Here is a 26,104-nt window from a genome sequence, read left to right as displayed (position 1 = left end):
ACCCGAGTCCCTGGCCCGGCGCAGGCCCCGCCGGTAGGCTCACCGCCCATGCCCGACATGGACGAACAGGGTCGCCCGGAACCTCCCCTCGCGGCCGACGAGGCCAGCACCCTCCTCGGCTTCCTGGAGTTCCACCGCGCGACCCTGACGTGGAAGTGCGCCGGACTGGACACGGGCAGCCTCGGGGCGACCGTCGGTGCCTCCTCGATGACGCTGGGCGGGATGCTCAAGCACCTGGCCTTCGTCGAGGACTACTGGTGCTCACGTTGGCTGCACGGGCGGGACCCGGAGCCCCCGTGGGACACGGTGGACTGGAAGGCCGACCCCGACTGGGACTGGCACTCAGCTGCCGAGGACACCCCCGAACAGCTTCATACGCTCTGGCAGGACACCGTGGCCCGCTCCCGCTCCCTGGTCGCACAGGCGCTGGCCGACGGCGGCCTGGAGCGACTGGCCCGGCGCACCTGGCCCGACGGTCGCGCACCCAGCCTGCGATGGATCCTGGTCCATCTGGTCGAGGAATACGCGCGACACAACGGGCATGCCGACCTCCTCCGGGAGTCGTTGGACGGGCGCACCGGGGAGTAGCCACCGGGGCACCGATCGTTCCCGCGAGCCCCGGCGTCACCGAGCGGACAAGCGGCCACCGACCGTGTTTTCTCCTCCCACCACGCCGCGCGCCCGCTCCGTACTCCCGTCCCGCAATTCCCGCAATCGGTTCAGAACTTCTCCGCGCCTGCCGTGATGGCCTCACGGATGCGGTTGTAGGTGCCGCACCGGCAGATGTTGCGTATCTCGTCGAGGTCGGCCTGGTCGATCTCGCGTCCCTCCTCCCGGGCGCGCCGGACCTTGGCGACAGCGGTCATGATCTGGCCGGGCTGGCAATAGCCGCACTGCGCCACGTCGTACTCCAGCCATGCCTCCTGCATCGGGTGCAGGTCCCGGCCGACCGTGGCGGGCAGGCCCTCGATCGTGGTCACCTCGTCGGCGGGGCCGAGATCCTTGACCGGGACGCTGCACGGGTTGAACGCCTTGCCGTTGATGTGGCTGGTGCACGCCTGGCAGACGCCGAGCCCGCAGCCGTACTTCGGTCCGGTGACGCCCAGGACGTCGCGAAGCACCCAGAGCAGCCGGACGTCGTCCTCGATGTCCACGGTCACCGGTTTGCCGTTGAGGATGAAGGTGTGTTGCGGCACGGGAGCTCCTGGTCTTCTAGAAGGTGCGGTCGAGGCCGTCGGTGGGCGAGGCGGGGATCGGCGGGGTGGTGGGCAGCGGCTCGAAGCCGAGAGGCTCACCGTGGTTGATGGGGAAGGTGGTGGGCATGGTGCCGGTGGCCCGGCCGTAGGCGCAGGCCACGGCCGCCATCGCGCCGGCGACCGCCAGCTCCCCCGCACCACCGGGCTTGCCGGTGGTCGATGGCATGACGACGATCTCGAGCTCGGGCGGGGTGTTCCACTGCCGGGTGTAGAAGTAGTTGTCCCAGCTCCCCTCGAGAAAATGCCCGTTCTGGAGGTGGAGGCCAGCGGTGAGGGTGATGGCGATGCCGTCGATGATGCCGCCCATCATCTGGGCCTCCAGACCGCGCGGGTTGACGGCGAGGCCTACGTCGACGGCGCAGACGACCTTGGTGACACGAGGGCCGGTATAGGCGTCACGGACCTTCCGCCCGGTCGTCTCCGGCCGGCAGTCGATCTCGGCGAGGACAGCGACGAAACCGTGGTACTCGGGGTGCACCGCGATCCCCTGTCCCGTCCCGGCAGACATGGACCGGCCCCACCGGCCCACCTCCGCGACCTTGTCGAGGACGGCCCTGGCCCGCTCGTCCTTGAGGAACCGACGCCGGAACGCGTGGGCGTCCCTCCCCGTCCGTTTCGCCAGCTCATCCACGACGAGCTCCTGCGCGCAGCGGACGTTGGGCGAGTAGATGTTCCGCATCGAGCCGGTGTTGAAGCCCTTGTCGGTCTCGGCCAGGAGCTGGGTGGTGACCCCGAAGTGGTACGGACTCTGCTGCGTCAGAGCGAAAATCGTCTCGGAGAACGTCAAGTCACCGACCGGCAGTTGGGCCGCCTCCGCAGTGATGATCTCGCCCAGGCCATGGCCGAAGTCGGTGGCCACGGACGTGTGCCGCTGCTCGTACGTCAGGACCTCGCCGAGCGTGTACGTGGCCCGCACCCGCGAGGTGGACATCGGATGCGTGCGGCCCTGACGGAAGTCATCGGTCCGGTGCCACATCAGCCTCACCGGCTTGCCCATGGCCCGGGAGATCTCGGCGGCCTCGCGTGCGGCGTCGTGGAAGAGCTTGCGACCGAACGAGCCGCCGCCCTCCGTGACATGGACCTTGACGGCGGTGGGCGGCAGACCGAGCTGGAGGGCGATCTCTTCCTGTGCGGCGATCGGTGACTTCAGGCTCGCCCAGATCTCGGCGGAGTCCGCTCGTACGTCTGCGACGGCGCAGTTGGTCTCCAGGGCGCCGTTGCTGGCGAAGTGGAAGGTGAACCGTGCGTCGACGGCCTTGGTGAGGAGGGGCAGCGGCGGTACGACAAGGGGAAGTTCGGCTGCGCGCAGTTTCTTGAGGACAGTCGTGTCCGACGCACCCTCGGCGGTACCGGGTGCCCAGGTGACCTTCAGGGCGCGGACCGCGTCGATGCACTGTCCGAACGTGCGGCCGCGGACGGCGACGCCGGTGGAGATCCGCGCGACGTCGGTGATGCCCGGCATGGCCCGGACCTCGTCCAGGTTCTCCACCGAGCGGACCGTGCCGTTGATCGTCGGCGGCCTGCACACCATCGTGGGCAGGGCGCCTGGCACCTGCACGTCCATCGCGAACTTCTTGCGGCCCGTCACCGCCGCCAGGGCGTCGATGCGCCGCTGCGCCGTTCCGATGACCTTGAACTGCGAGGGCTCCTTGAGCGTGACCTCGACCTGGGCGTCCGCGTGGGCGGCCGCCTTCACCGCCAGCTCGCCGTAGGTGATGCTCGCCCCGGCCAGGGAGGTGATGACGCCGGCCTTCGCCGTGAGGGAGCCGATCGCTTCACCCAGCTCCAGAGCCGCGGCCTTCAGCAACTGCCCTCGTGCCACGGCCGCGGCCACCCGGATCGGGGTGAAGGTGGAGATGGTGGTGTTCGAGCCGCCGGTGAGCTGGTTGAACAGCAGCTCCGGCCGGGCATCGGCCAGCGTCACCGATATCTTCTCCAGCGGGAGGTCCAGCTCCTCGGCGATCAGCATCGCGGAGGACGTGGTGATGCCCTGCCCGACCTCCGCCCGCGGCAGGGCGAAGGAGGCCGTGCCGTCGGCACCGATCCGGATCGTGATCAGATTCGACGTGGGCAGTGCGGCGTGGGTCAGCATGTCGTTGAGGTCGTAGACCTCGGACGGCCCCGGCACCGAGGGAACCACGGCGGCGGCCCGCGACGGCGCCAGCACCACCTCGCCCAGCTGGGCGGCGACGGTGAGCGTCGATCCCGCCACGACGTATCCGAGGAACCGCCGTCTGCTGACCCCGGCCGTCCCACGACCGCAGCCATCGCCCGGGTTCTCGTCCCGCAGGCGCTTCTCCACATCCATCAACTGTCCTCTCGTGGAGTCGGAGTCGGATTGGGACCGGCGACGGCCGGGCGCGACAGGCCCGGCTCACACCTGACCACCGCCCGGAACCACCTGTCATGTCGTCGGAATCATCAGAGTTATACGCGAGGTGAAGCCTCGCGCCGGGCTGGGTGGGGAAAACTTCCACCGTATCGGCATGAAGAACGCACCAGTTGTGTCCCGCCTCGCCGAGCTCACCTGCCTCGATGGCCTGCTGCCCCACCGTCCGCGGAGGGCACGCGGGCGAGCAGGCTGCCGGCCGCGGGACGACCTGATCTCCCCGGCCGCGCGTTCCTGGCCGGCCCCGGCCTGGTGAACGGCTCCGCATCGGCTCACTGGTCGATCCGGTACGCGACGAGGGTCCGCTGTACGTCGGTGGAGAATCCGGGCACGCCGACTCCCCCGTGCTGATCACCACGCGCCCCCGGGCCAGGCATCCGAACCGGCTCGGCACCGGAGGCGAAAGGGCGTAATGATGGAAGACAACAAGCCGATGTCACTCAGCTCATGACGACAACGACCGGCGGCCTGACCGGACTGACGCGAGAACGCCGGCGGTGGTCCTGCTGTCTTCCTGCTCCGGCTGTGTCGCGGTCGGCCACACATGGCATGCCCTTGAAGGCGCCATGGTGACCAGACAACCGCCCTGCTGTGTCCTCGGTGGTCAGTCGGCACCGCCGCGGGACCTCGGAGCAGAGAAGAGCCCCCGGTGAAGTACATCCCCGAACAACTTCGCGCCTCCCCCCAGCCCGCCTCCGCTCCGGCGCGGCCCGCAGTGTCCGCAGCCGACTGCGGTCTGCTTCTTATCAGGATGACGTTCGGCCTGCTCCTGGCAGGACACGGCGCCCAGAAGCTCTTCGGCCTGTTCGGTGGCGACGGCCTCACCGCCACGGGTGCGTGGTTCGCCGCGACGGGTTACCGCCCCGGGAAGGTCTACGCCGTCATCGCCGGCGCATCCGAGATCCTGGGGGGCCTCGGACTGACTCTGGGGCTGTTCACGCCACTGGCAGCGGCCGCTGTGATCGGTGTGATGATCAACGCAATGGCGACCGTTACGGCGGCACACGGTTTGTGGACCCAGGACGGTGGCATGGAGTACAACCTGTGCATCGCCGTCGTCGCGCTCGGCATTGCGGCCATCGGCCCTGGGCGGCTCGCCCTGGACCGCCCCTTCCGCTGGGGGAAGGGCGGCTGGCGCGAAGCCGCCTTCGCTCTGTTCCTCAGCGGCATAGCGTCCGCGATCGTGCTGAGCCTCTGAGGGTCGTCCTGTGATTGCCCGACACCGTTCGTGGATTTCCGGACACCGCTCGTGCTGGAATCCGTCGGCACCCCCGAGTGGATGCAGCAGGCCTGCACCACTCGCACATCGCTCTGCGTGTCCGGCCGACGCCGGTACGCCACTTCCTGCCCGACGTGATCGAACAGGTCCTCGCCGCCCGCATCGGCGAATACGGCAGCCGCGTCGGACACGAGCAGGTGCCGCGGCCGAGGGCCCACGATCTGGAAGCCTGACCGGTCAGCCCTGCGGCCGGACGCCGGGCATCGCCTCCTGGGGTCTCCATCCCCAGGTCGTGATCATTCCGGGCGACAGCGCAGCGCAGTCGGGCGAGTCGAGATACCGGATCGCCGCGTCGACAGTCGCGTCGTCCACCAGTCCGGTGGCCAGGATCACCTCCCTCGCCCGGTCCCAGCTACGGGCCCAGAAGTGGCTGATGGGGCTCCCGGGGACCAAGGGCAGTACCTGGATCTCGGCGGCGACGGACGCGAGCCCCGCGGTGCGGAACAGATGTGGATAGTCGAGGACCCAGGAGACGTCGGTGCCGATTGTGTCCCGCAACCCTTCCCACATGGCGTGCATGACCCGGGTGTACGGCGTCGTTGGCGCAGTCGCGGTGGTCAGGTCGACGGCGTCGCTGAGGACCAGCACCCCGCCGGGAGCCAGGAGTTCGCCCAGCCCGGCGATCAGGCGCTGCCGTGATGGCAGGTGCATCAGGAGGAATCGGGCATGGACCAGCTCAAATCGGCCGGGGTCGAAACCCGGGGCGCTGATGTCCGCCTCCAGGACACCGAGCCCGGGCAAGGGGTGGGCGGTGAGGAAACGTGCATCGCGGTCGACGGCGAGCACGGTCGCGACGCCCGCCTCGTACAACAGCCGCCGGGCGACGGTGCCGGTGCCGGCTCCCACGTCGAGGCAGTTCCAGCCCGGCCCGACCCCCAGGCTCCGCAGGCGGGCCATCGTGATGTCGTCGTACGCGAGCGCGCCGAGGTCGATACGGTCGTCCTCCCCCGCCTGCTCGGGCCGGAACACCGCCTCGCCGTAGTGGCCTCCCGTGGACAGCCCCGGCCGCACTCCGCCGGGCCGGGCGTGTGCGCACATGAACATCCACCGCCTCTGTGCCTGAGAGGGCATCGTGCGAGCGGCGTGGTGCCCCTGGGGTGACGGTCACCGCCCGCGGCGCGTACATCTCCATTATGAGCGGAGTGCTCGGCGCCTTCCCGGCGTGACTGCGGGTGACGTCACGCTGCGCCCGCTACGCGACCCGGGTACTGCCGGGCTCGCCGACCACGTCCTGCTCATGCTCGGTGTCCTGTGGCGTGTCTGCCCCGGTTCCACGGCGAAGCCCGCGCCGACCGCCTCATCAATCCTGTCGTCGACCACCCGCGCCACGTCCGTGACGCCCACCAGGTGGCCCGCCGCCCGGCCACGAGGTCATCGGCCGGTGACTTCCACCAGGTCCAGGCCGACCAGGTCCGCCAGCGCCCGGAGTTCGGGCAGCAGCCGGCCGGTTGCCAGCGCCCAGTGGTGGCCGACTCCGCTCGCGCTCCAGGCGTCCGTCCACTCCCCCGGGTCGGTCCCGAAGTCCACCCGCGAGGTGGTGTTGCCGATCTGGAGCAGTGGACCTCCGACGACCTCGCCCTCGGAGGCGATCAGCCGGTAGCGGCCGTCGCGGGACTGGCCGAGCCCGACGAGGGTGACCGGGCCGTGCTTGACGTCGAACTCGACCGAGACGCCCCAGCCGCGCTTGCCGTGATAGACACCCAGGCCCCGCAGCAGCGGCTTCCGCTCGCTGATGGCGAGGTGTCCCGGGCCGTCGTGGCCCATCTCCACCACGCCGTCACGGAAGTTGAGCGCCTGCAACTCGGTGAACGAACCGCCCGCCCCCAGCCGGTCCGCGACCAGCATGGCGAGCGAGGTACGCAGTTCGTACTCGCCGCACGTGGGCACGCCGCGCGCGGTCAGCAGGGAGGAGCCGAGGATCATGCCCGCACCCAGCCGCTCGTGGATCTCGCCGTCGAGACCGCGGTGGTAGTACGCCAGGGAGTCCAGGTCGAAGTCCTCGACGAGCCGGTCGAGTCCCACGGACACCCGCGCGGCCCAGACCAGGTCGCCCTGGACAACGGATTCGGCCAGCTCGAACACGTCGCCGACCTCGGCGAGTTTGGCCTCGACCTCCTCCTCCCCGGCCTTCTCGACCCGCACCCGCAGGTCGTCGAACTCCAGGACCTCGACATGGCCGCCCAGGTTGCCGGGGACCATGGTCAGGTCGGTGGACACGTCGTACATGCCCGGGTAGAGATGACCCATCAGCCCGTGCCGTCCGTGCCGCAGCACCGACCGTACGCCCGCGGCCCGGATCCACCGGCCGATGCGCTGCCAGGCGCGCTCGTCCTCCAGGTGCCCCGAGACGGAGCGGAAGGGAACTCCCGCGCGCTCGAAGGCGCCGGCCATTTCGGGCAGCGGGCAGGCACCGCAGTAGGCGAGCCAGGCGCCCGTGTCGAAGGACGCGTGGTCCATGGCCTCCGTGGGCTGGAGGTTGATGAGGAGCACGGGGGCGCCGCTGCGCTGGGCGATGGGCACCAGCATGGTGGCGGTCATATAGGTGGTGAGGAAGCCGACGATCAGGTCGCAGCCCTCGGCCCTGAGCTTCTCGGCCGCGGCGGCGCCCTCCTGGGCGTCGGAGATGAAGCCCACGTCCACCACGTCCGCGTCGAACTCCCGCATCCGCTCGGTGACGCGGTCGGCGGAGCGCCGCAGCTGCGGGAGGAGGTCGGGGAACTGGGGCCAGTAGGCGCCGAGTCCGCCCGCGACGAGCCCGATCTTCGGCCTGCGTGCGGTGGCGGGAGTCCTTGCGGTCACGGTCGATCCCCTCCTGTGCCGGGTCATTGCGGTCGATCGAGATGGAAGACTTCGGTGAGCGGCTTCATCGCCTCGTCCGGCTTGGCGCCGTCCAGGGCTTCGAAGAAGGCCGCCATGTCGGCCTGCCAGCGGGTGTTGACGTCCGTGGCGGCCATGGCGGCCTGCGCAGCCGCGAAGTCCTCGGTCTCCAGGTAGCCGACGAGCAGGCCGTCCTCCCGGAGAAAGAGCGAGTAGTTGTGCCAGCCGGCGGCGGAGAGCGCCGCGAGCATCTCGGGCCATACGGCCGCGTGACGCTCGCGGTACTCCTCAAGCCGCTCCTGCCGGACCTTCAGCAGAAAGCAGACGCGCTGCATCGGGCGATCCCGGAACTCAGAAGTCGAAGTCGTCGATGTTGTTCTTGTCGAAGACGGTCGGCGGGCCGAGGATGACCTCGCCGTCCTTGCCGATGGTGTACTCGCCGAGGTCACCGGCCTTGAACTTCTCGCCCTCCGCACCGGTGATCTGGCCCGAGGCGAGAGCGGCGGCCGCGTACGAGCCGAGGTAGCCGAGCTTCTTGGGGTCCCACAGGGAGAACTGCTCGACCGTGCCGTCCTTGACGTACTTGCGCATCTGGTTCGGTGTGCCCAGGCCGTTGATGACGACCTTGCCCTTGTAGCTGGAGTCGCTGATGTAGCGGGAGGCGGCGGCGATGCCGACCGTGGTGGGCGAGATGATGCCCTTCAGTTTCGGGTAGGCCTTGAGCAGGCCCTGGGTCTCCTGGAAGGACTTCTGGTCGTCGTCGTCCCCGTAGGCGACCTTGACCAGCTTCAGGTCCTTGTACTCGGGCTTCTTCAGCTCGTCCTTCATGAACCCGATCCAGGTGTTCTGGTTCGTCGCGTTCTGGGTGGCCGAGAGGATCGCGATCTCGCCCTTGTAGTCGAGTTGCTTGGCGAGATGCTGGACCTGGCTGCGGCCGATCTCCTCGGAACTGGCCTGGTTGATGAACAGCTGGCGGCAGTCCTTGGCGGTGTCGGAGTCGTAGGCGACGACCTTGATGTCCTGCTTCATGGCCTGCTTGAGCGGGCCGCACACCGCGTTGGGGTCGTTGGCGGCGATGAGGATCGCGTCCTGGCGCTGCTGGATGAGGGTGTTGATGTATGAGACCTGGGAGGAGGCCTTGGCGTCGGAGGGTCCGACCTCCTTGCCGGAGCCGCCGAACTCCTTGACCGCGCCGATCCCCGCGTCGTCGACGATCTTCTCGTACGGGTTGTTGATCTGCTTCGGCAGAAAGGCGATCTTGAGGCCTTTCTTCAGCGGCGCATTCGGGTCGGCCTTGGCGCTGCTCGCCGCTTCCTTGGTGTCGTTCTTGGTGTCGTTCTTCGTGGTGCCCGAGCAGCCGGCCAGCGTGACGGCGAGGACGCAGGCAGCAGCTGTGGCGGTGAGGGTGGCACGGCGGCGCGTGCGGGAGTGCGCAGACATGGTGACGTCCCTTTCGGAGGGCGGGAGTTGAGGGAGCAGGGGGAGCTAGGCGGAGGCGGTCGCGGCCCGCCGGTGGCGGCGCTCGGAGACGGCGGCGACGACCCGCGGGGTGAGGACGGAGGCCACGAGCAGCAGGCCGGTGACGATCACCTGGATCTCGTTGGACACGTCGTTCAGGGTGAGGAGGTTGTTCAGCAGCCCGATCAGCAGCACCCCGGCGACCGCGCCGCCGAGGGTGCCCCGCCCGCCGTCGAAGTCGACTCCGCCGAGCAGCACCGAGGCGATGACGACCAGTTCGAGTCCGACCCCGTTGTCGGCGCGGGCGCTGCCGTACCGCAGGGTGAAGACGATCCCGGCGAAGGAGGCCACGAAGCCCGCGAGGACGAACAGCACCAGTTTGATGCGCTTGACCCGGATGCCCGCGAAGTAGGCCGCGTCCTCCTGCGCGCCGATCGCGTACAGGGACCTCCCGAAGGCCGTGCAGTGCAGGACGACGGCGGTGATGACGGCCAGGACACCGAACAGGGCGACGGGGTACGGGATGAAGGTGCCCGGCACGGTCTGCGTGTAGGTGGCCCACTGGGAGTACGTCTCGGGGAAGTCGGCGACCGCCTTGTCCCCGAGAACGACGGAGGCCAGGCCCCGGTAGAGAGTGAGCGTGCCGATGGTGACGGCGAGCGAGGGCAGCCCGACGCGGGTGACGAGCCATCCGTTGAGGAGGCCGCCGAGCGCGCCGACGAGCAGGCACAGGGGCACGATCGTCTCGAAGGCCCAGCCGGCCTCCCACAGCGAGCCGGCGAGCGCGCTGGAGAGTCCGAGCATGGAGGCCACGGAGAGGTCGACCTGTCCCGCGACGACCAGCAGGGTCATCGGCAGGGCGATGAGGGCGATCTCGGCGGTGTCGTCGAGCGCGGCGGAGAGGTTGGCGGTGTCCGAGAAGCCTTCCGTCGTACCGGATCCGGCGAGGAAGACGGCGATCAGGAGTACGCCGACGACGGTGTCCCAGCGCAGGTATTTGACGAGGGTGTTCATCGTCGGCTCCTCTTCCTCAGCGCGCTGGTGGTGCGCAGGTTCACGATGCGGTCGGTGGTGATGGCCGCGAGCAGCAGCACACCGGTGATGGCCTGCTGCCAGAAGGAGTCCACCTTCAGGACGACGAGGGCGCTGCCCATCGTGGTGAGCAGCAGCGCGCCGAGCGCCGCGCCCCAGACCGTGCCGACGCCGCCGGTGATGGCGACGCCGCCGACGACGACCGAGCTGACGACGGTCAGCTCCCAGCCGTTCGCGGCGTCGGCGACGACCGTGCCGAAGCGGGCGAGCCACAGCGCCCCGGCAAGGCCGGCGACGGCGCCGGAGAAGGCGTACGCGGCGAGCACGCGGCGGCGGATGGGGATACCGGCCAGGCGGGCGGCCTCGGGGTTGGACCCGATCGCGTACAGTTCCCGGCCGCTGCGGTAGGTCCGCAGGTAGTAGGCGGTGCCGACCAGCACGGCGGCGGAGATCAGCGGCAGATACGGGATGCCGATGACACTGCCGCTGCCGAGGCCGAGCACGTCGTCGGGGACGTCGGCGGCGTTGATCTGCTTGCCGTGCGCCCAGGCGTGGTCGATGCCCTGGATGACGTAGAGCATGCCGAGGGTGACGACCAGCGCGGGCACCCGGCCGAAGCTGACCAGCAGGCCGCTGACCAGGCCGCACAGGACGCCGAGTCCGATGCCGAGCAGGACGACGGTCAGCGCGCTGTGGTCCGTGCCCGAGACGAAGCTGCCGCAGGCGAAGGCGGTGAGTCCGACGACGGAACCGACGGACAGGTCGATGTTGCGGGTGATGACGACGACGGACTGGCCGACGGCGAGCAGCACGAGGATCGAGGAGTTGAGGAGCAGATCCTTGATGCCCTGGTCGTCCAGGAAGGACGGGTTGGATATCCAGGTGCCGAGGATCAGCACCACGAGCGCGCCGCCGATGCTCAACTCACGGGCGCGGAAGACCAGATCCATGAGCGAGCGCGCGGATCGCCGGTCCGCCTCCGGCGCGGCCGGCGGAGATTCGAGGGTGGCCGTCACGCCGCTGTCCTTCCGTGTGTGTCGTGCGAGCCGCCACATCGGCGGCGGCCACTGAGACCTGGCTCGACTGTCATGCCGCCTTCTCCTTGCCGGTGAGGCGACCCGTGGCCGCGGCCATGACCGTCTCCTCGGAGGCCTCTTCACGGGGGATCTCCGCCACCAGTCGGCCCTCGTGCATGACCAGCACGCGGTCGGCCATGCCGAGCACCTCGGGCAGGTCGGAGGAGACCATCAGCACGGCGAGCCCTTCGGCGGCGAGCGAGGACAGCAGCCGGTGGACCTCGGCCTTGGTGCCGACGTCGATGCCGCGCGTGGGCTCGTCGACGATGAGCACGGACGGGTCGGTGGCCAGCCACTTGGCGAGGACGACCTTCTGCTGGTTGCCGCCGGACAGCACCCCGACCGTGTCGGAGAGTTTGTTGTACTTGAGCTGGAGCTTCACCGCCCAGTCGGCGGCCCGCCCGCGCTCCAGGGTGCGGCGCACCATCCCGCCGCTGCCCAGGCTGCCTAGCCCGGTGAGGCCGATGTTGCGCTCGATGGACATCTCCATGACGAGCCCGCGCTGGCGCCGGTCCTCCGGTACGAGCGCAACTCCGGCGTCCATGGCGGCAGTCGGCGAACCGGCGCGCAGCGGTGCGCCGTTCACGTGTACCTCGCCCGCGTCCGCCTTGTCCACGCCGAAGACGGCCTGGACGACCTCGGAGCGGCCGGCGCCGACCAGCCCGGCGAGCGCCACGATCTCGCCGCGCCGCACCTCGAACGACACGTCCCGGAAGACGCCTTCGCGGGTGAGCCGCCGCACCGACAGGGCGGTCTCGCCGACGGTCGTGGCCTGCTTGGGGTAGAGCTCGTCGAGGTCACGGCCGACCATGCGGCGTACGAGGTCGTCCTCGGTGAGGCCGTCCAGGGGCTCGGAGGCGACCCAGCGGCCGTCGCGCAGCGTCGTCACGCGTTGGCAGAGCCCGAATATCTCCTCGAGCCGGTGCGAGATGAACAGGACGGCGGCGCCGGAGGCGCGCAGCGTCTTGACGACCGAGAAGAGGCGGGCGGTCTCGCTGCCGGTGAGAGCGGCGGTGGGCTCGTCCATGATCAGGACGCGGGCGTCGAAGGAGAGCGCCTTGGCGATCTCGACGATCTGCTGGTCGGCGATGGACAGTCCACGGGCGAGCCGTTCGGGGTCGAGGTCGACGCCGAGCCGGGTCATCAGGGCGGCGGTCGCCTCGCGCACGGCACGGCGGTCGATCCGGCCGAACGAGGCGCGCGGCTGACGGCCCATGAAGATGTTCTCGGCGATCGACAGGTCGGGGAAGAGGGTGGGCTCCTGGTAGATGACGGCGATGCCGGCGTCGCGGGCGTCGGCCGGGCCGTTGAAGACGACCGGCTCCCCGTCGAGCAGCACCTGGCCGGAGTCCGGCCGGTGCACCCCGGCCAGCGTCTTGATGAGCGTGGACTTGCCCGCGCCGTTCTCACCCGCGAGCGCGTGGATCTCGCCCGGGAGCAGTTGCAGGGAGACGTCCTGCAGCGCCCGTACGGCACCGAAGGACTTGGACACGTCCGTCAGGGCCAGGACGGGGGCCGGGCCCGTGTCGGGCTGGTTCATGGATGCTCCGTGGAAGGTACGTCCCGAAGGCGCCGTGAAAGGTTTCAACTAAGTTTCACGGAAGCTAGACGCGCAACACCCACGGCGTCAATGGGTCAACCCGCGAAACCTCTGAACCGACTCAATCCCTTGACATGCCAGCTGGGTGGTCATAACTTCACCCTCGATGAAACGATTCACCCATCTGCTCGGCCCCGGGGAGCGCTGATCCATGACTGCCGTACCCGCCGTGAAGGCGGCCCTCAAGACCCAGGCCATCGAGACGCCGTCATGGGCGTACGGCAATTCCGGCACGCGCTTCAAGGTGTTCGCGCAGCCCGGAGTGCCGCGCACCCCGCGGGAGAAGCTGGACGACGCGGCGCGCGTCCACCAGCACACCGGCGTCGCCCCGACCGTCGCCCTGCACATCCCGTGGGACAAGGTCGAGGGCTCCGATGGTTACGCGGACCTCGCCACGTACGCGCAGGAGCTCGGACTCCGGCTCGGCGCGATCAACTCCAACGTCTTCCAGGACGACGACTACAAGCTGGGCTCGGTCACCAACCCCGACCCGGCCGTCCGCCGCAAGGCCCTCGGGCACCTGCTGGAGTGCGTCGACATCATGGATGCGACCGGCTCGCGCGACCTCAAGCTGTGGTTCTCCGACGGCACCAACTACCCGGGCCAGGACGACATCCGGGCCCGTCAGGACCGGCTGGCCGAGGCCCTGGCCGCGGTGCACGAGCGGCTGGGCGAGAACCAGCGGATGCTGCTGGAGTACAAGTTCTTCGAGCCCGCCTTCTACGCGACCGACGTCCCCGACTGGGGTACCGCGTACGCGCACTGCCTGAAGCTGGGCCCCAAGGCGCAGGTCGTGGTGGACACCGGCCACCACGCGCCCGGCACCAACATCGAGTTCATCGTCGCGCTGCTGCTGCGCGAGGGGAGGCTCGGCGCGTTCGACTTCAACTCCCGGTTCTACGCGGACGACGACCTGATGGTCGGCGCGGCCGATCCCTTCCAGCTGTTCCGCATCATGTACGAGGTGATCCGCGGCGGCGGCTTCACACCCGACGTGGCCTTCATGCTCGACCAGTGCCACAACATCGAGGCGAAGATCCCGGCCATCATCCGCTCCGTGATGAACGTCCAGGAGGCGACGGCGAAGGCGCTGCTCGTGGACGGCGAGGCGCTCGGCGCTGCGCAGCGCTCCGGGGACGTACTGGCCGCGAACGCCGTCCTGATGGACGCGTACAACACGGATGTACGGCCACTGCTGGCCGAGGTGCGCGAGGAGCTGGACCTCGACCCGGACCCGATCGCGGCGTACCGACGTTCCGGCTGGGCGGAGAAGATCGTCGCCGAGCGGGTCGGCGGCACACAGGCGGGCTGGGGGGCGTAAGGCCTCCCGCGGGAATGCGGAGGGGCGGCGGGCGCGGCCACCACGGTGGAGAGGGGTGGAGTACGACGCCCGCAGCCGGATCGGCACCGGCGTGCCGCAGCACGCCGGTACGCCCGCTGTCGCGTCGGGAAGCACGCGCCGTCGCGGCGAAACCACGACAGACATCCCGCGCCGGGCGGGCGCCCCGCGCGGCGCAGCGCGGCGCCGCGAACCCGCCGCGCCCCGTCAGCAGGAAGCCATGACGAAACTCGAAGGAAGCAAGTGATGACAGACGCACCTCACGAGCGCGTGGCGGAGCTGCTCGCTCGATCCCACCGACTGGGCGCGGACGCCCGTAACACCAACTACGCGGGCGGCAACACCTCCGCGAAGGGCACCGCCACCGATCCCGTGACCGGCGGCGACATCGAGCTGATGTGGGTCAAGGGTTCGGGCGGCGACCTGGGCACGCTCAAGGCCGACGGGCTCGCCGCGCTGCGGCTGGACCGGCTGCGCGCGCTGATCGGGGTGTACCCGGGCGTGGAGCGCGAGGACGAGATGGTCGCGGCCTTCGACTACTGCCTGCACGGCAAGGGGGGCGCCGCGCCGTCCATCGACACCGCGATGCACGGCCTCGTCGAGGCCGCCCACGTCGACCATCTCCACCCCGACTCCGGCATCGCGCTCGCCTGCGCCGCCGACGGCGAGGCGCTGACCAAGGAGTGCTTCGGCAACCAGGTCGTGTGGGTGCCGTGGCGCCGACCCGGCTTCCAGCTCGGCCTGGACATCGCGGCCGTCAAGGCTGCCCACCCCGAGGCCGTCGGCTGCGTTCTCGGCGGCCACGGCATCACCGCCTGGGGCGCGTCCTCCGAGGAGTGCGAGCGCAACTCCCTGCACATCATCCGCACCGCGGAGGCATTCCTCGCCGAGCGCGGCAAGGCGGAACCGTTCGGGCCGGTACTCGACGGGTACCGGGCGCCGGCCGAGGACGAGCGCCGGGCCCGCGCCGCCGCGCTCGCCCCCGTCGTCCGTGGTCTGGCCTCCACCGACCGCCCGCAGGTAAGCCACTTCACCGACTCCGATGTCGTACTGGACTTCCTGGCTCGCGCCGAGCACCCGCGGCTCGCCGCGCTCGGCACCTCCTGCCCCGACCACTTCCTTCGGACGAAGGTCCGTCCACTGGTCCTCGACCTGCCGGCCGGCGTCCCGCTGGAGGAGGCGGTCGCACGGCTGAAGGAGCTGCACGCCGCCTATCGCGAGGACTACCGCGCGTACTACGAGCGGCACGCCGACGCCGGCTCCCCCGCCATGCGCGGCGCGGACCCGGCCGTCGTCCTCGTCCCGGGCGTCGGCATGTTCAGTTTCGGCAAGGACAAGCAGACCGCGCGGGTGGCCGGCGAGTTCTATCTCAACGCGATCAACGTGATGCGCGGGGCCGAGGCCGTCTCCTCGTACGCGCCCATCGAGGAGTCCGAGAAGTTCCGCATCGAGTACTGGGAACTGGAGCAGGCCAAGCTCCGCCGGATGCCGCCACCCAAGCCCCTGGCGACCCGGGTCGCGCTGGTGACGGGGGCCGGGTCCGGCATCGGCAAGGCCATTGCGCACCGGCTGGCCGCCGAGGGCGCGTGCGTGGTGGTCGCCGACGTCGACGCGGACAGCGCTGCTTCGGTGGCCGAGGAGCTGGGCGGCCCCGACAAGGCGGTCGCGGTGACCGTGGACGTCACCTCCGAGGAGCAGATCGCCGCCGCCTTCGCCGCCGCGTCGCTCGCCTTCGGCGGCGTCGACCTGGTGGTCAACAACGCGGGGATCTCCATCTCCAAGCCGCTGCTGGAGACCACGGCGAAGGACTGGGACCTCCAGCACGACATCATGGCCCGCGGGTCCTTCCTCGTCTCCCGCGAGGCGGCGCGGGTGATGACCGCGCAGGGCATCGGCGGCGACATCGTCTACATCGCCTCCAAGAACGGCGTGTTCGCGGGCCCGAACAACATCGCGTACGGGGCGACCAAGGCCGACCAGGCCCACCAGGTCCGGCTGCTGGCGGCCGAGCTGGGTGAGCACGGCATCCGGGTCAACGGCATCAACCCTGATGGGGTGGTGCGCGGTTCCGGCATCTTCGCGGGCGGCTGGGGGGCGAAGCGGGCGGCCGTGTACGGCGTGGAGGAGGAGAAGCTGGGTGAGTTCTACGCCCAGCGGACCCTGCTGAAGAGGGAGGTGCTTCCTGAGCATGTCGCCAACGCGGTGTTCGCCCTGACCGGAGGGGACTTGAGTCATACGACGGGGCTCCATGTGCCGGTCGACGCGGGGGTCGCTGCGGCGTTCCTGCGGTAGCGCTCGCGCGTGCGGCGCGGTGCGGGGCGGGCGGCCCCGCACCGCCGCAGGCCGACGGGTCACCGCCCGCGCCGCCCGCGGAGAGTCGTTCCGCCGTGCTGCGGGCAGGCGTGACGCCCGCACCACAGCCCGGCTCGTACGAACCCTCACGAAGGACTGACAAGACGTGGCACCGACCGATCCCCGCCCCTTTGCCGCCGTCGACCTGGGCGCGTCCAGCGGCCGCGTGATGGTGGGCCGGGTGGGAGCCGGAACGCTCGACCTGACGGAAGTGCACCGCTTCCCCAACACTCCCGTACGGGTCGGCTCCACCCTTCACTGGGACATCCTCGCCCTGTACCGCGGCGTGCTCGAAGGTCTGCACGCCGCAGGCCGGTTCGCGGGCGGGCCCCCGGCGAGCGTGGGGATCGATTCCTGGGCCGTGGACTACGGCCTTCTCGACGCGGACGGCGCGCTCATCGGCAATCCCGTGCACTACCGGGACGGCCGTACGGGGAGCGCCACCGCGAAGGTCGCCGGGGCGCTGCCGCCCACCGCTCTGTACGCCGCCACCGGGCTGCAGTACCTCCCCTTCAACACCGTCTATCAGCTGGTGGCCGCCCAGGGCACACCCGCCCTCGCCGCGGCCCGCAGGCTGCTGATGATCCCGGACCTCGTCTCGTACTGGCTGACGGGCGAGGTCGGCACCGAGCTGACCAATGCCTCCACCACCCAGCTGGTCGACCCGCGCAGCCGCGACTGGGCCCGGCCCGTCGCCGACACCCTCGGGATCGATCTCTCGCTCTTCGCGCCCCTGCGCCGGCCCGGCGACCCGGCAGGGCAGTTGCTGCCCGAGGTGCTGGCCGAGACGGGGCTCGCGGGGCCCGTGCCCGTGACCGTCGTCGGGTCGCACGACACCGCGTCCGCCGTGGTGGGGGTGCCCGCGCACGGTGACCGGTTCGCGTACATCGCCACCGGCACGTGGTCGCTGGCCGGGCTCGAACTGGATGCGCCCGTCCTCACCGAGGACAGCCGCCGCGCCAACTTCACCAACGAGCTGGGAGTGGACGGCACCGTCCGCTACCTGCGCAACATCATGGGCTTGTGGCTGCTCCAGGAGTGCCTGCGCACCTGGGAGTCGCAGGGCCGGACGTACGAACTGGACGAACTGCTGCGCCGCGCCGCCGAATCCGCGCCCCTTCGCTCGGTCGTGGACGCGGGCGATCCGGAGTTCATCGCGCCGGGCCGGATGCCGGAGCGGATCTCCGAGGCCTGCCGACGCACCGGTCAGCCCGTCCCGCGCGACGCGGCGGAGACAACCCGCTGCGTGCTGGACTCCCTGGCCCTCGCCCACCGCCGCGCAATCATGGACGCCCAGCGGCTTTCCGGCCGTACGGTCGAGGCCGTGCACATCGTCGGCGGCGGCGCCCACAACGAGCTGCTGTGCCGACTGACGGCGGACGCGTGCGGGCTGCCCGTGGTGGCGGGCCCGGCCGAGGCCGCGGCTCTCGGCAACGTCCTGGTGCAGGCCCGCACGGCGGGCGCGGTGGCAGGCGGCCTGGCCGACCTGCGCCAACTGCTGCGCGAAACACAGGACCTGCGGCGCCATGCGCCCATGGGTGACAGCAGAGCCTGGGAGCGGGCCGAGGCCCGCATCGCGGACGGCCGCGAGGCCCACCGGCAGAAGACGGGCGACAAGGACGAACAGCCGCGCGGCTGACGCTCTTCGTCACCTGTCTTCACGACGCGCTCTTCCTGGCTGGTGGCGCCGTGCCGACCGATGCCGTATGGGGAGGGTGGCGACGGGCGCTGCGCCGATTTGTCCCAACGGCTCGTCCTGGTAGGTGACTTGATGTCCGACCGGGGCCGGTTCAGCGCAACAGTGCCTTGCAGATCGGGCCGGAACGATGAACAGGAAAGTTTCCTAATCAACCTATTGACAAGCGATTTGCCGCTTCGGGAAGCTGTCGAGCCAGCCGGACATGCTCTTCCCCGCCCGTCCCCAGCGGGCCGGAGAGGCCATTTCGCCTGTGTCACCAGCGTCGGTGTCGACGCTGTCGCGGTTCGCGTTTCTCCCTCGTTCTCACAACGGAGGTCTCGTGCGCACTCGATCACGCCTGCTCGCCCTGGCAGGTGCAGTCCTGCTCGGTACAGCAGCCACCCTGACCGTTCCCGGCACGGCATCCGCTGCGAACCTGGTCAACAACTCCGGCTTCGAATCCGCAACGCTGTCGGGCTGGTCCTGCACCGGCGGCCTCGGTTCCGTGGTGTCCAGTCCGGTGCACAGCGGCAGCAAGGCGCTGGCCGGGGCCGCGGGCGACAGTGACAACGCCAAGTGCACCCAGACCGTCGCCGTCCAGCCCAACACCACCTACACACTGTCCGGTTGGGTGCGGGGCAGCTACGTCTACCTCGGTGTCACCGGCGGCGGCTCCACCTGGACCACGTCGACGTCCGGCTATTCCCAGCTCTCACTGTCCTTCACCACCGGAGCCTCGCAGACCAGCGCGGAGATCTACCTCAACGGCTGGTACGGCCAGGGCACTTACTATGCCGACGACATCAGCCTGGACGGGCCGGGAGGCAGCGCCGACACCCAGGCCCCCACCGCGCCCAGCGGCCTCCAGTCCACCGGCAAGACCTCCTCCAGTGCCACCCTTTCCTGGACCGCCGCCACCGACAACGTCGGCGTCACCGGGTACGACATCTACCAGGGCGGCGCCAAGGTCAGCACCGTCACCGGAACCAGCGCCACCGTGAGCGGCCTGGCCGCGAGCACGACGTACTCGTTCACCGTCAGGGCGCGCGATGCGGCCGGCAACGTCTCGGCAGCGTCCAACGCGGTGAGCGTCACCACCAGTTCCGGGGGCAGCGGCGGGACGGGCTTCAAGCAGGCCGCCCCGTACCTCTACCTCGGCTGGGGCAACCCGCCGGCCCCGAGCACGGTGATGAACGCCACCGGCGTCAAGTGGTTCACCATGGCCTTCATCCTGTCCTCCGGTGGCTGCAATCCGGCCTGGGACGGCCAGCGCGCGCTGACCGGCGGTGTCGACCAGTCGGCCATCGCCGCCATCCGGGCGGCCGGCGGTGACATCGTCCCGTCCTTCGGCGGCTGGCAGGGCAACAAGCTCGGCCCGAACTGCTCCACCCCGGCAGCGCTGGCCGGTGCCTACCAGCAGGTGATCGACGCGTACGGGCTCAAGGCGATCGACATCGACATCGAGAACACCGACGAGTTCGAGAACGCCGTTGTGCAGGACCGCATTCTCGGCGCTCTGAAGATCGTCAAGCAGAACAACCCGGGTCTGAAGACCATCGTCACCTTCGGCACCACGACCACCGGACCGAACAGTTACGGCAACCGTCTCATCGATCAGTCCAAGGCTCTGGGCGCCGACATCGACGTCTTCACCATCATGCCCTTCGACTTCGGCAACGCATCCACCGACATGTACGCCAGTACTGTCAGTGCGACCGAGGGCCTCAAGGCCGAGCTGAAGTCCACCTTCGGCTGGGACGACCCCACCGCTTACGCCCACATCGGCATCTCCGGCATGAACGGTGTCAGCGACAACCAGGAGACCACCACCGTCCAGAACTGGACCGACATCCGCAACTGGGCCAACTCGCACCACATCGCGCGTCTCGCCTTCTGGTCCGTCAACCGCGACCACGGCTGCCCGGGCGGCGGCCTGCAGGAGACCTGCTCGGGCATCGCCCAGAGCGACTGGCAGTTCACCTCGATCACTGCCGGCTTCACCGGCTGACCGGGAATCCAACAGCCGGTGGGGTACCCGGACTTCGGGTGCCCCACCGGCATTTCGGTCGGCAGGTCAGTTGTCGGTCCGCGCACCTGCGGCCGGACTCCGCCACTTCGCCGCGCAGCGTGGGCCGGCGCTTCACCACTCCGCACCCGGGCTGATGTCGGCGGCTACGTGCTGCTCCGCGGGTCCGTTCGCGCCAGAACGTCGTGTACGGCATCCGTGGGCACGCCGGAGCCGGCCCGGCCGGCCGCTCGCACCCTCGTGCCGCCGTCGACGAGCAGGTCCGTGCCGGTGACCCAGTCCGCAGACCAGCCACAGCACTGCGCGTGCCACGTCCTCCGGCTCGCCGATCCGGGCCAGCGGCAGACTCCGGGCGATCCTCTCCTCGGCCCGTTCCCACACGAATCGCGCCATCTCGGTGCGCACCAGACCCGGCGAGACAGCGTTCACCCGCACGCCGGGCGCCAGCTCACCGGCGAGCTGGCGGGTCAGGTGCAGCAGGGCCGCCTTGCTCGTGCCGTACGCGCCGACGTGCGGCCCCACGCCGTAGGTGCCCTCGGTGCAGATGTTGACGACTGCCCCGCCGTGCTCGCGCATCCATGCCCGCCAGGCGAGCTGGATCAGGCGCAGCGGTGCCTCCACGTTCACGGTAAAAGCGTCGCGCCAGACCCCGGGCTCGGCCTCCATCAGCGGGCCGAACGGGGCATTGGTCCCGGCGTTGTTGACGAGGATGTCGAGCCGGCCGAACTCCCGCACCGCAAGATCCGTGCACGCCGCCAGGTGTGCGGGATCCGCGACCGAGCCGGCACAGCCCACCACCCTGACGCCGGTGGCGGCGAGCCGGTCCACGGCCACGTCCACTCCCGCGGGATCGCGAGCGGTGATGCAGACCATCGCTCCCGCCTCGCCCAGGGCCTGCGCCGTGGCGAGGCCGATCCCCCGGGAGGCGCCGGTGACCAGAGCCGCCCTGCCGTCGAGTACGGGTGATGACGTCATCTCCGCACCGTCTCATGACGGGCCGTCAAAAAGGCGCGCACGCAGGCGCGGACTGTTCACTCTCAGGACCACCGCACACAGCCGGCGACACGCCGATTCGGCCCTACCGGGGGCGCAGGCCGTCGAACGTGATGTTCAGATGGCGGGGGCCACGCAGGACCGCGTTCTGCCGGTAAGGGGGCGGGTCCTCCACCAGGCGAGGGTTGTCGAGCCTGCGGGCCAGCTCGGTCAGGGCGAACTGCGCCTCCAGCCGCGCGAGCGGTGCGCCGAAGCAACTGTGGATGCCGCTGCCGAAGCCGAGGTGCTGGACGTCCTTGCGGTCCGGGTCGAATCGCTCGGGGTCCTCGAAGCGCTCCGGGTCCCGGTTTCCGGCTGCCAGGACGAGCCAGATCGACGAGCCCTTCGGAATGGTGACCCCTCGGACCTCGATGTCCGCGATGCACGTGCGATGCGGCACGAACTGCACCGGCGGCTCGTAACGCAGCAGTTCCTCGACAATGTTGACGGCGAGGCGCGGGTCGTCCCGCAGCCGATGCAGTGCCTCCGGGTGGCGCAGCAGGGTGAGCATCCCGTTGGTGATCAGGTTGACCGTCGTCTCATGGCCGGCGATCAGCAGCAGGACAGCGGTGCTGAGCACCTCCATCGTCGTCATCGGACCGTCCGGTCCATGGCCGGTCACCAGCTCGGACAGCATGTCGTCACCGGGTGCCTTGCGGCGCTCCTCGACCAGCCCGGCCAGATACATGCCCAGCTGCATCCTGGCCTCGTGCGTGACGCGGTTCCGCTCGGCGAGGTCGTCGCCCGGAACCGGGTCCAGGCCGGCGGCGATGGTGTCGGCCCACGAGTGGAAGCGTGCCTCGTCCTCCCGCGGCACTCCGAGCAACCGGCAGATCACGGTCACGGGAAAGGGATACGAGAACTGGTCGACCACATCGATCCGGTCCGTGTCCCCGAAGCCGGCGACCAGGTCCGAGACGATCCCGGCGAGCTCGCCGCGCATGTCGTGGACACGCCTGGGGCTGTGCGGCGGGCCGAACGGACGGTTGGCCATCCGACGCAACCGGTCGTGCTCCGGAGGGTCGAGCCGCAGGAAGCTGGGCGGCAGAGCCGTCTCCTCCTCCTGCCCGGTCACCTCGTCGCCGCCGTGGGCGGTGAGATTGGAGGCGTCGGAGCTGATCCGCGGGTCGTGGAGCAGGCTCTGGATGTCCCAGTACGTGCTGATGACGAACGGGCCGCCGTCCTCTTCCTGGAACACCGGGGTCCTGCGGAGTTCCGCGTACAGCGGATACGGGTCGGCACGGTTGGCGTAATCGGTGATCTGGCGCAGGAGCGGGGCTTGCGTCATGGCGGGTCCTTGGGGCGTGGGAGCAGAAGGGGCCGTATCGGCGTCGGGCAGCGGGATGTCGGGCCCCGCCGGTGGTCAGGAGCGGGCCGGCTTGAAGACCAGCCGTCGGTCGGCCGGCGAGTAGCCGCTGAGGGTGACGGTCGGCCCGTGGGTGGGCAGCGAGGGGTCCGGGAAGTCCGCCGGGACGGGCTGCCTGCCCTCGGGCCGGCGGTCCACGGTCAGGAACGCCGGGGGGAACGGTGCAGCCGTCTCGATCAGCCCCTGGTAGAACTGCAGCCACCGTGAATTGTCGAAGGTGACCGCACCGATGACGCGGCCCTGATAGCCGTACGCACCGGTGAAACGGCGCTCGGCGAGCGCCCCCTGCGCAATGAGGATCTCCTCGCCCATGGACGGGACGCCGACCGACTTGATGTTCACCCCGAACTGGGACGACCAGAAGGCCGGTACCCACATGTGCGGGCGGCGGTCCGTGCTGGAGCTGATCATGTTGTGCGCCGCCACCTCGGCCTGTGTGACGGCGTTGCCCCAGTGTTCGAGGGAAAGGAACTGATAGCCGAAGAGCGGATGTGGGGACCGCGCCACATCACCGGCGACGAAGATGTCGTCGGTCACGATGCCCCGATAGTCGAACGCCCGGCACCCCGCGTCGCAGGCGATCCCGCGGGGTCCCGCGCCGAGTCCGGATCCGGCCAGCCATTCGGTGTTGCGGGTCGCGCCGAGCGAGACGACCACCACGTCCGTCTCGACGGTGCTGCCGTCGGACAGATGAGCGGCGCGCACCCGCCCCACCGAGTCGCCCTCGAGGCCGGTGACCATGACGCCGGTGCGCAGGTCCACCCCGTTCTCGCGATGCAGCTCCGCGGCGACCGCGCCGACCACCCCTCCCAGCGCACCCACCAGGGGCGCGTCGGCGCGCTCCGCCACGGTGACCGGGAGATCACGCGCGCGGCAGGCGGACGCGATCTCCGAGCCGGTGAAACCGGCCCCGATCACGAACACCCTGCGGGGCGAGGCCATCAGCCGGCGCTGCAGCCCGGCCGCGTCGTCGCGCGTCCGCAGGACGAAGACGCCGTCCAGCTCGGCCTCCGCCTGGCGCGGCCACGGCCTGGCCCGTACACCGGTCGCGATGAGCAGCCGGTCGTACTCCACCTCGTCGCCGTCGGCCAGCAGCACCCGCTTGGCCGCCATGTCCAGCCCGGTCGCCGCGACACCGAGCCGCCACTTCGCTTCCACCGATCGGCGCCGGGGCAGCTCGGTATGGGCCGGCGACGCCTTGCCCAGCAGCACCGACTTGGAGAGCGGCGGCCGGTCGTACGGCTCGTACGGCTCGTCACCGATCATGGTGAGCGACCCCTCGAAGCCCTCGTCGCGGAGCGTCTCGGCCGCCCGCAGGCCGGCCAGCGAGGCGCCCACGATCACGATCCGGCCCTCGCGCCTGAGCCACGCCAGAAATGCGTCAGCGGCCATGGGACTCCTCCTCGCCCGGCATGGCCGTCATCTCTCCCGGTGTGTCCAGCGCGTCGGCCAGAATGGCCTGGACGGGGCACGCCGCGACGGCGCGCGCCACGTTCTCGCGCTGGTCCTCGTCGGCCCGTGGGTTGTAGGTGAGCGCCTCTTCGCCGTGCATGGCGAAGACATCGGGCGCGAGGAACGCGCATTGCGCGTATCCCTGACACTTGTTGAGATCGACGACAAGCCTCATCGACGCTCCGCCCCTTCCGGCAGCCTGGTCCGGCGCCGTCCGCGTTTTTGGCGGCGGGACGGCGGGTCTTCTCCCCCACGCCAGCATCGAAGGACCGGTGGGTTCGGCGCTCGCCCAGGAGAGCCGAAGGAGTGAGCGTGCCCCGAGCTGCGGGCCGCAGCCGCGGTCAGGCCGCCTTCGCTCCATCGGGCCCGGGGGCGCGGCTGACCACGAGAATGTAGATGCTGACGATCAGTGACCAGAGCGGGAAGACCAGCTCGGACCAGGCGACGGTGGCCGCCACGAAAAGCAGCGTCACGGCGACGAGGAGGCCCAGCAGGGTGAGCCACCGGGAGAAGATCCCGAGGCGGTACCCCAAGGTCGACGTCGTGAGCGTGAACACCGCGGCCATCCGCATCGCGTAGTCCGTCAGCAGCGTGTACGCGAAGTGGCGGCCGAAGTCCCAGGAGGGCAGCCCCGGGTCGTTCCCGGACGGAGCCCCGACGGACAGCACGCCCCCTGCGGCCGCGGCCGCCGCGAACATCGAAGCCACGAAGATCAGACCGCTGCCCAGGAAGACGGTGGCGATGAACTTGTCCTCCGCGTCCCCGACGTGCGCGCGCAGCACGCCCACGAACCACAGAAAGAAGATGCCCGCGAAGGGGACGAGCGCGAGCGCCGTCTTCACCGCGTTCCGGCGCGAGGAGTCGTCGAAGCCCCGGATCGTGACCGCGTCGGCCCCTTCGGGGATCGCCAGCCGGATCAGGATGATGGCGGCCGCGAGCAGCACCGCGAAGACGACCCCGGCCAGTCCTGCCGCCCGCGGAGTCTGCAGCGCGTGTCCCTTGGTCCTCGGTGTCGCCATGAGCACTCGCTTCCTCTCCCAGGGGACCCTGGGACCAGCAAGCAGCCGGCTGTGCGGTGGCGCCACCGGGAGGCGGCCGAACGGCAGTCCGCCGTACCCGTCGAGAGAACGAGGAGCGGAGCGGGAGCTGTGTACGGGTCGGTCGTCCGGAACACTTCCCCGGCCGACGACGGCGACGGCCGTGGCCCGGCACTCGTGCGGGCCCACGGAACATCCCCGACCTCGTTCGTCGCCCTGCTGCCGGGCGCGTGGGCCCGGCTCGGACCCGGGACCGCGGCACTCACCGTCTCCGCCGTTCCCAGCGGCCCGGGCCTGGGCGTCGAGCACCCACGGCCTCAGCCGGCGGCCGGCCACGGTGTGACCACCGGGCGGAGAGACTGAGGCGTCGGCCGCCCCTCCGCCCCGTCTGCCGTTGCGCGGGGGCCCGGGGCACTTCTGCCCGCTCGCTCGCCCGGCTCACCTGACGCCCGCATCCTGCTCAGCAACTGGGTGACCGTGAGCGGCGTGCCCAGTATCGAGCGGGCCGGACGACGCCGACGGAGCTGCGGACGTGAGGTGTGGCAGCTCTCGGCCGGGGCGGGCACGTACCTCTGCTGCCGGCGCCCGATGTCGCGGGCCAGAGCATCGCGGAGCATGGGCAGGTGTGCGGATACCGCTGCGAGGCAGTCGTGCTCGTCCCGGCAAGCGGGGCAGGTGGTCAGGTGGGCGCGGACCCGAGCGGCTTCCTCGGGCGCGAGGGCGTCGAGTGCGTATCCGGCGAGCAGCTCACGGATGGTGCGGCATTCCTGGGGCGAGGTGAACATGATGGGTCCTCTCCGTGCTGGGGGGGTCCGCGCGGTCGGCGCGGCCACGGGTTCGGGTGCGGGCGTCATCGTGGTGTCGGTGACGTCCACGGAGGTGCCTGTTCTGCGGTGCTGTCCTGAGGGGTGTGAG

22 protein-coding genes and 1 pseudogene are annotated in these 26,104 nt (G+C 70.3%); 8 read left to right on the top strand and 15 right to left on the bottom strand.

Going from position 1 to position 26,104, the window contains the following annotated elements:
• The first annotated feature begins 48 nt into the window (after positions 1 to 48).
• Complete coding sequence (locus OHB49_RS36440; protein WP_329165156.1) at positions 49 to 588, top strand: DinB family protein; 540 nt, start codon at positions 49 to 51, stop codon at positions 586 to 588.
• Positions 589 to 719: 131 nt separating this feature from the next.
• On the opposite strand, the gene OHB49_RS36435 is transcribed toward OHB49_RS36440, so the two are convergent.
• Together OHB49_RS36435 and OHB49_RS36430 are read right to left on the bottom strand one after the other, a co-directional pair.
• Positions 720 to 1,196, bottom strand: coding sequence for a (2Fe-2S)-binding protein (locus tag OHB49_RS36435; RefSeq protein WP_030977418.1), 477 nt, complete (start codon positions 1,194 to 1,196; stop codon positions 720 to 722).
• Positions 1,197 to 1,212: 16 nt separating this feature from the next.
• Positions 1,213 to 3,564 (bottom strand): molybdopterin cofactor-binding domain-containing protein, encoded by a 2,352-nt coding sequence (locus OHB49_RS36430; RefSeq protein ID WP_329165154.1) that lies wholly within the window; start codon positions 3,562 to 3,564, stop codon positions 1,213 to 1,215.
• Positions 3,565 to 4,294: 730 nt separating this feature from the next.
• On the opposite strand from OHB49_RS36430, the gene OHB49_RS36425 reads away from it, so the two are divergent.
• Entirely contained in the window at positions 4,295 to 4,843 is a 549-nt protein-coding gene (locus OHB49_RS36425) for a DoxX family protein (RefSeq protein WP_030977423.1), read from the top strand.
• A 77-nt stretch (positions 4,844 to 4,920) separates the two neighbouring features.
• Positions 4,921 to 5,097, top strand: a complete 177-nt coding sequence (locus tag OHB49_RS36420; RefSeq protein ID WP_158711241.1) for a hypothetical protein — start codon at positions 4,921 to 4,923, stop codon at positions 5,095 to 5,097.
• Between the two features lie 4 nt (positions 5,098 to 5,101).
• On the opposite strand, the gene OHB49_RS36415 is transcribed toward OHB49_RS36420, so the two are convergent.
• From OHB49_RS36415 to OHB49_RS36385, 7 genes are all read right to left on the bottom strand, one after another.
• On the bottom strand, positions 5,102 to 5,962 hold the full coding sequence (locus OHB49_RS36415) for a methyltransferase domain-containing protein (protein WP_329165153.1): 861 nt from the start codon (positions 5,960 to 5,962) through the stop codon (positions 5,102 to 5,104).
• A gap of 333 nt (positions 5,963 to 6,295) precedes the next feature.
• Positions 6,296 to 7,750: an arabinose isomerase gene (locus tag OHB49_RS36410; RefSeq protein WP_443079599.1), complete on the bottom strand. Its 1,455-nt coding sequence runs from the start codon at positions 7,748 to 7,750 to the stop codon at positions 6,296 to 6,298.
• Entirely contained in the window at positions 7,747 to 8,076 is a 330-nt protein-coding gene (locus OHB49_RS36405; RefSeq protein WP_329165150.1) for an L-rhamnose mutarotase, read from the bottom strand. Before OHB49_RS36405 ends, OHB49_RS36410 begins: the two co-directional genes overlap by 4 nt.
• Before the next feature lie 16 nt (positions 8,077 to 8,092).
• Entirely contained in the window at positions 8,093 to 9,181 is a 1,089-nt protein-coding gene (gene rhaS / locus OHB49_RS36400) for a rhamnose ABC transporter substrate-binding protein (protein ID WP_030977431.1), read from the bottom strand.
• 45 nt (positions 9,182 to 9,226) lie between these two features.
• Complete coding sequence (locus OHB49_RS36395) at positions 9,227 to 10,213, bottom strand: ABC transporter permease (RefSeq protein WP_329165148.1); 987 nt, start codon at positions 10,211 to 10,213, stop codon at positions 9,227 to 9,229.
• Positions 10,210 to 11,286 carry an ABC transporter permease gene (locus OHB49_RS36390; RefSeq protein WP_443079598.1) on the bottom strand — a complete coding sequence of 359 codons (1,077 nt, stop codon included), beginning with the start codon at positions 11,284 to 11,286 and terminating at the stop codon, positions 10,210 to 10,212. The genes OHB49_RS36395 and OHB49_RS36390 overlap by 4 nt, the downstream gene beginning before the upstream one ends.
• 31 nt (positions 11,287 to 11,317) lie before the next feature.
• Complete coding sequence (locus OHB49_RS36385) at positions 11,318 to 12,847, bottom strand: sugar ABC transporter ATP-binding protein (RefSeq protein WP_329165145.1); 1,530 nt, start codon at positions 12,845 to 12,847, stop codon at positions 11,318 to 11,320.
• Between the two features lie 211 nt (positions 12,848 to 13,058).
• On the opposite strand from OHB49_RS36385, the gene rhaI reads away from it, so the two are divergent.
• The 5 genes from rhaI to OHB49_RS36360 all read left to right on the top strand — a co-directional run bounded on the left by rhaI (position 13,059) and on the right by OHB49_RS36360 (position 20,284).
• Positions 13,059 to 14,228, top strand: coding sequence for an L-rhamnose isomerase (gene rhaI, locus OHB49_RS36380; RefSeq protein ID WP_329165144.1), 1,170 nt, complete (start codon positions 13,059 to 13,061; stop codon positions 14,226 to 14,228).
• Positions 14,229 to 14,283: 55 nt separating this feature from the next.
• On the top strand, positions 14,284 to 14,493 hold the full coding sequence (locus OHB49_RS36375; RefSeq protein ID WP_329165142.1) for a hypothetical protein: 210 nt from the start codon (positions 14,284 to 14,286) through the stop codon (positions 14,491 to 14,493).
• Positions 14,493 to 16,538, top strand: a complete 2,046-nt coding sequence (locus tag OHB49_RS36370) for a bifunctional aldolase/short-chain dehydrogenase (protein WP_329165141.1) — start codon at positions 14,493 to 14,495, stop codon at positions 16,536 to 16,538. The genes OHB49_RS36375 and OHB49_RS36370 overlap by 1 nt, the downstream gene beginning before the upstream one ends.
• A gap of 229 nt (positions 16,539 to 16,767) precedes the next feature.
• Positions 16,768 to 18,237, top strand: coding sequence for a rhamnulokinase (locus OHB49_RS36365; RefSeq protein ID WP_329166754.1), 1,470 nt, complete (start codon positions 16,768 to 16,770; stop codon positions 18,235 to 18,237).
• 379 nt (positions 18,238 to 18,616) lie between these two features.
• On the top strand, positions 18,617 to 20,284 hold the full coding sequence (locus tag OHB49_RS36360) for a carbohydrate binding domain-containing protein (RefSeq protein ID WP_329165140.1): 1,668 nt from the start codon (positions 18,617 to 18,619) through the stop codon (positions 20,282 to 20,284).
• 164 nt (positions 20,285 to 20,448) lie between these two features.
• Here OHB49_RS36360 and OHB49_RS36355 read toward each other — a convergent pair.
• The 6 genes and pseudogenes from OHB49_RS36355 to OHB49_RS36330 all read right to left on the bottom strand — a co-directional run bounded on the left by OHB49_RS36355 (position 20,449) and on the right by OHB49_RS36330 (position 25,974).
• Positions 20,449 to 21,277 (bottom strand): annotated as a pseudogene (locus tag OHB49_RS36355) (SDR family oxidoreductase).
• Positions 21,278 to 21,380: 103 nt separating this feature from the next.
• Complete coding sequence (locus tag OHB49_RS36350; protein WP_329165139.1) at positions 21,381 to 22,622, bottom strand: cytochrome P450; 1,242 nt, start codon at positions 22,620 to 22,622, stop codon at positions 21,381 to 21,383.
• A 75-nt stretch (positions 22,623 to 22,697) separates the two neighbouring features.
• Positions 22,698 to 24,092 (bottom strand): NAD(P)/FAD-dependent oxidoreductase, encoded by a 1,395-nt coding sequence (locus tag OHB49_RS36345; protein WP_329165138.1) that lies wholly within the window; start codon positions 24,090 to 24,092, stop codon positions 22,698 to 22,700.
• On the bottom strand, positions 24,082 to 24,327 hold the full coding sequence (locus tag OHB49_RS36340; protein ID WP_329165136.1) for a ferredoxin: 246 nt from the start codon (positions 24,325 to 24,327) through the stop codon (positions 24,082 to 24,084). The genes OHB49_RS36345 and OHB49_RS36340 overlap by 11 nt, the downstream gene beginning before the upstream one ends.
• A gap of 166 nt (positions 24,328 to 24,493) precedes the next feature.
• The gene (locus OHB49_RS36335; RefSeq protein WP_329165134.1) at positions 24,494 to 25,171 is read right to left on the bottom strand and encodes a hypothetical protein; all 678 of its coding nucleotides are present in this window, start codon (positions 25,169 to 25,171) and stop codon (positions 24,494 to 24,496) included.
• Between the two features lie 335 nt (positions 25,172 to 25,506).
• Entirely contained in the window at positions 25,507 to 25,974 is a 468-nt protein-coding gene (locus OHB49_RS36330) for a zf-HC2 domain-containing protein (RefSeq protein ID WP_078852962.1), read from the bottom strand.
• Positions 25,975 to 26,104: the final 130 nt, after the last annotated feature.

The organism is Streptomyces sp. NBC_01717, from assembly GCF_036248255.1.
Taxonomy (GTDB): domain Bacteria; phylum Actinomycetota; class Actinomycetes; order Streptomycetales; family Streptomycetaceae; genus Streptomyces.
Note: the sequence above shows the minus strand (reverse complement) of the source record. Positions and strands in the feature narration are given on the sequence as shown.

Bases quoted from the DNA above. Each gene is read 5' to 3' on its own strand.
- OHB49_RS36395 (WP_329165148.1), bottom strand. From the start codon at position 10,213: ATGAACACCCTCGTCAAATACCTGCGCTGGGACACCGTCGTCGGCGTA.
- OHB49_RS36390 (WP_443079598.1), bottom strand. From the start codon at position 11,286: ATGTGGCGGCTCGCACGACACACACGGAAGGACAGCGGCGTGACGGCC.
- rhaS (WP_030977431.1), bottom strand. From the start codon at position 9,181: ATGTCTGCGCACTCCCGCACGCGCCGCCGTGCCACCCTCACCGCCACA.
- OHB49_RS36330 (WP_078852962.1), bottom strand. From the start codon at position 25,974: ATGTTCACCTCGCCCCAGGAATGCCGCACCATCCGTGAGCTGCTCGCC.
- OHB49_RS36340 (WP_329165136.1), bottom strand. From the start codon at position 24,327: ATGAGGCTTGTCGTCGATCTCAACAAGTGTCAGGGATACGCGCAATGC.
- rhaI (WP_329165144.1), top strand. From the start codon at position 13,059: ATGACTGCCGTACCCGCCGTGAAGGCGGCCCTCAAGACCCAGGCCATC.
- OHB49_RS36370 (WP_329165141.1), top strand. From the start codon at position 14,493: ATGACAGACGCACCTCACGAGCGCGTGGCGGAGCTGCTCGCTCGATCC.
- OHB49_RS36440 (WP_329165156.1), top strand. From the start codon at position 49: ATGCCCGACATGGACGAACAGGGTCGCCCGGAACCTCCCCTCGCGGCC.
- OHB49_RS36365 (WP_329166754.1), top strand. From the start codon at position 16,768: ATGGTGGGCCGGGTGGGAGCCGGAACGCTCGACCTGACGGAAGTGCAC.
- OHB49_RS36430 (WP_329165154.1), bottom strand. From the start codon at position 3,564: ATGGATGTGGAGAAGCGCCTGCGGGACGAGAACCCGGGCGATGGCTGC.
- OHB49_RS36335 (WP_329165134.1), bottom strand. From the start codon at position 25,171: ATGGCGACACCGAGGACCAAGGGACACGCGCTGCAGACTCCGCGGGCG.
- OHB49_RS36345 (WP_329165138.1), bottom strand. From the start codon at position 24,092: ATGGCCGCTGACGCATTTCTGGCGTGGCTCAGGCGCGAGGGCCGGATC.
- OHB49_RS36350 (WP_329165139.1), bottom strand. From the start codon at position 22,622: ATGACGCAAGCCCCGCTCCTGCGCCAGATCACCGATTACGCCAACCGT.
- OHB49_RS36385 (WP_329165145.1), bottom strand. From the start codon at position 12,847: ATGAACCAGCCCGACACGGGCCCGGCCCCCGTCCTGGCCCTGACGGAC.
- OHB49_RS36415 (WP_329165153.1), bottom strand. From the start codon at position 5,962: ATGTGCGCACACGCCCGGCCCGGCGGAGTGCGGCCGGGGCTGTCCACG.
- OHB49_RS36405 (WP_329165150.1), bottom strand. From the start codon at position 8,076: ATGCAGCGCGTCTGCTTTCTGCTGAAGGTCCGGCAGGAGCGGCTTGAG.
- OHB49_RS36410 (WP_443079599.1), bottom strand. From the start codon at position 7,750: ATGACCCGGCACAGGAGGGGATCGACCGTGACCGCAAGGACTCCCGCC.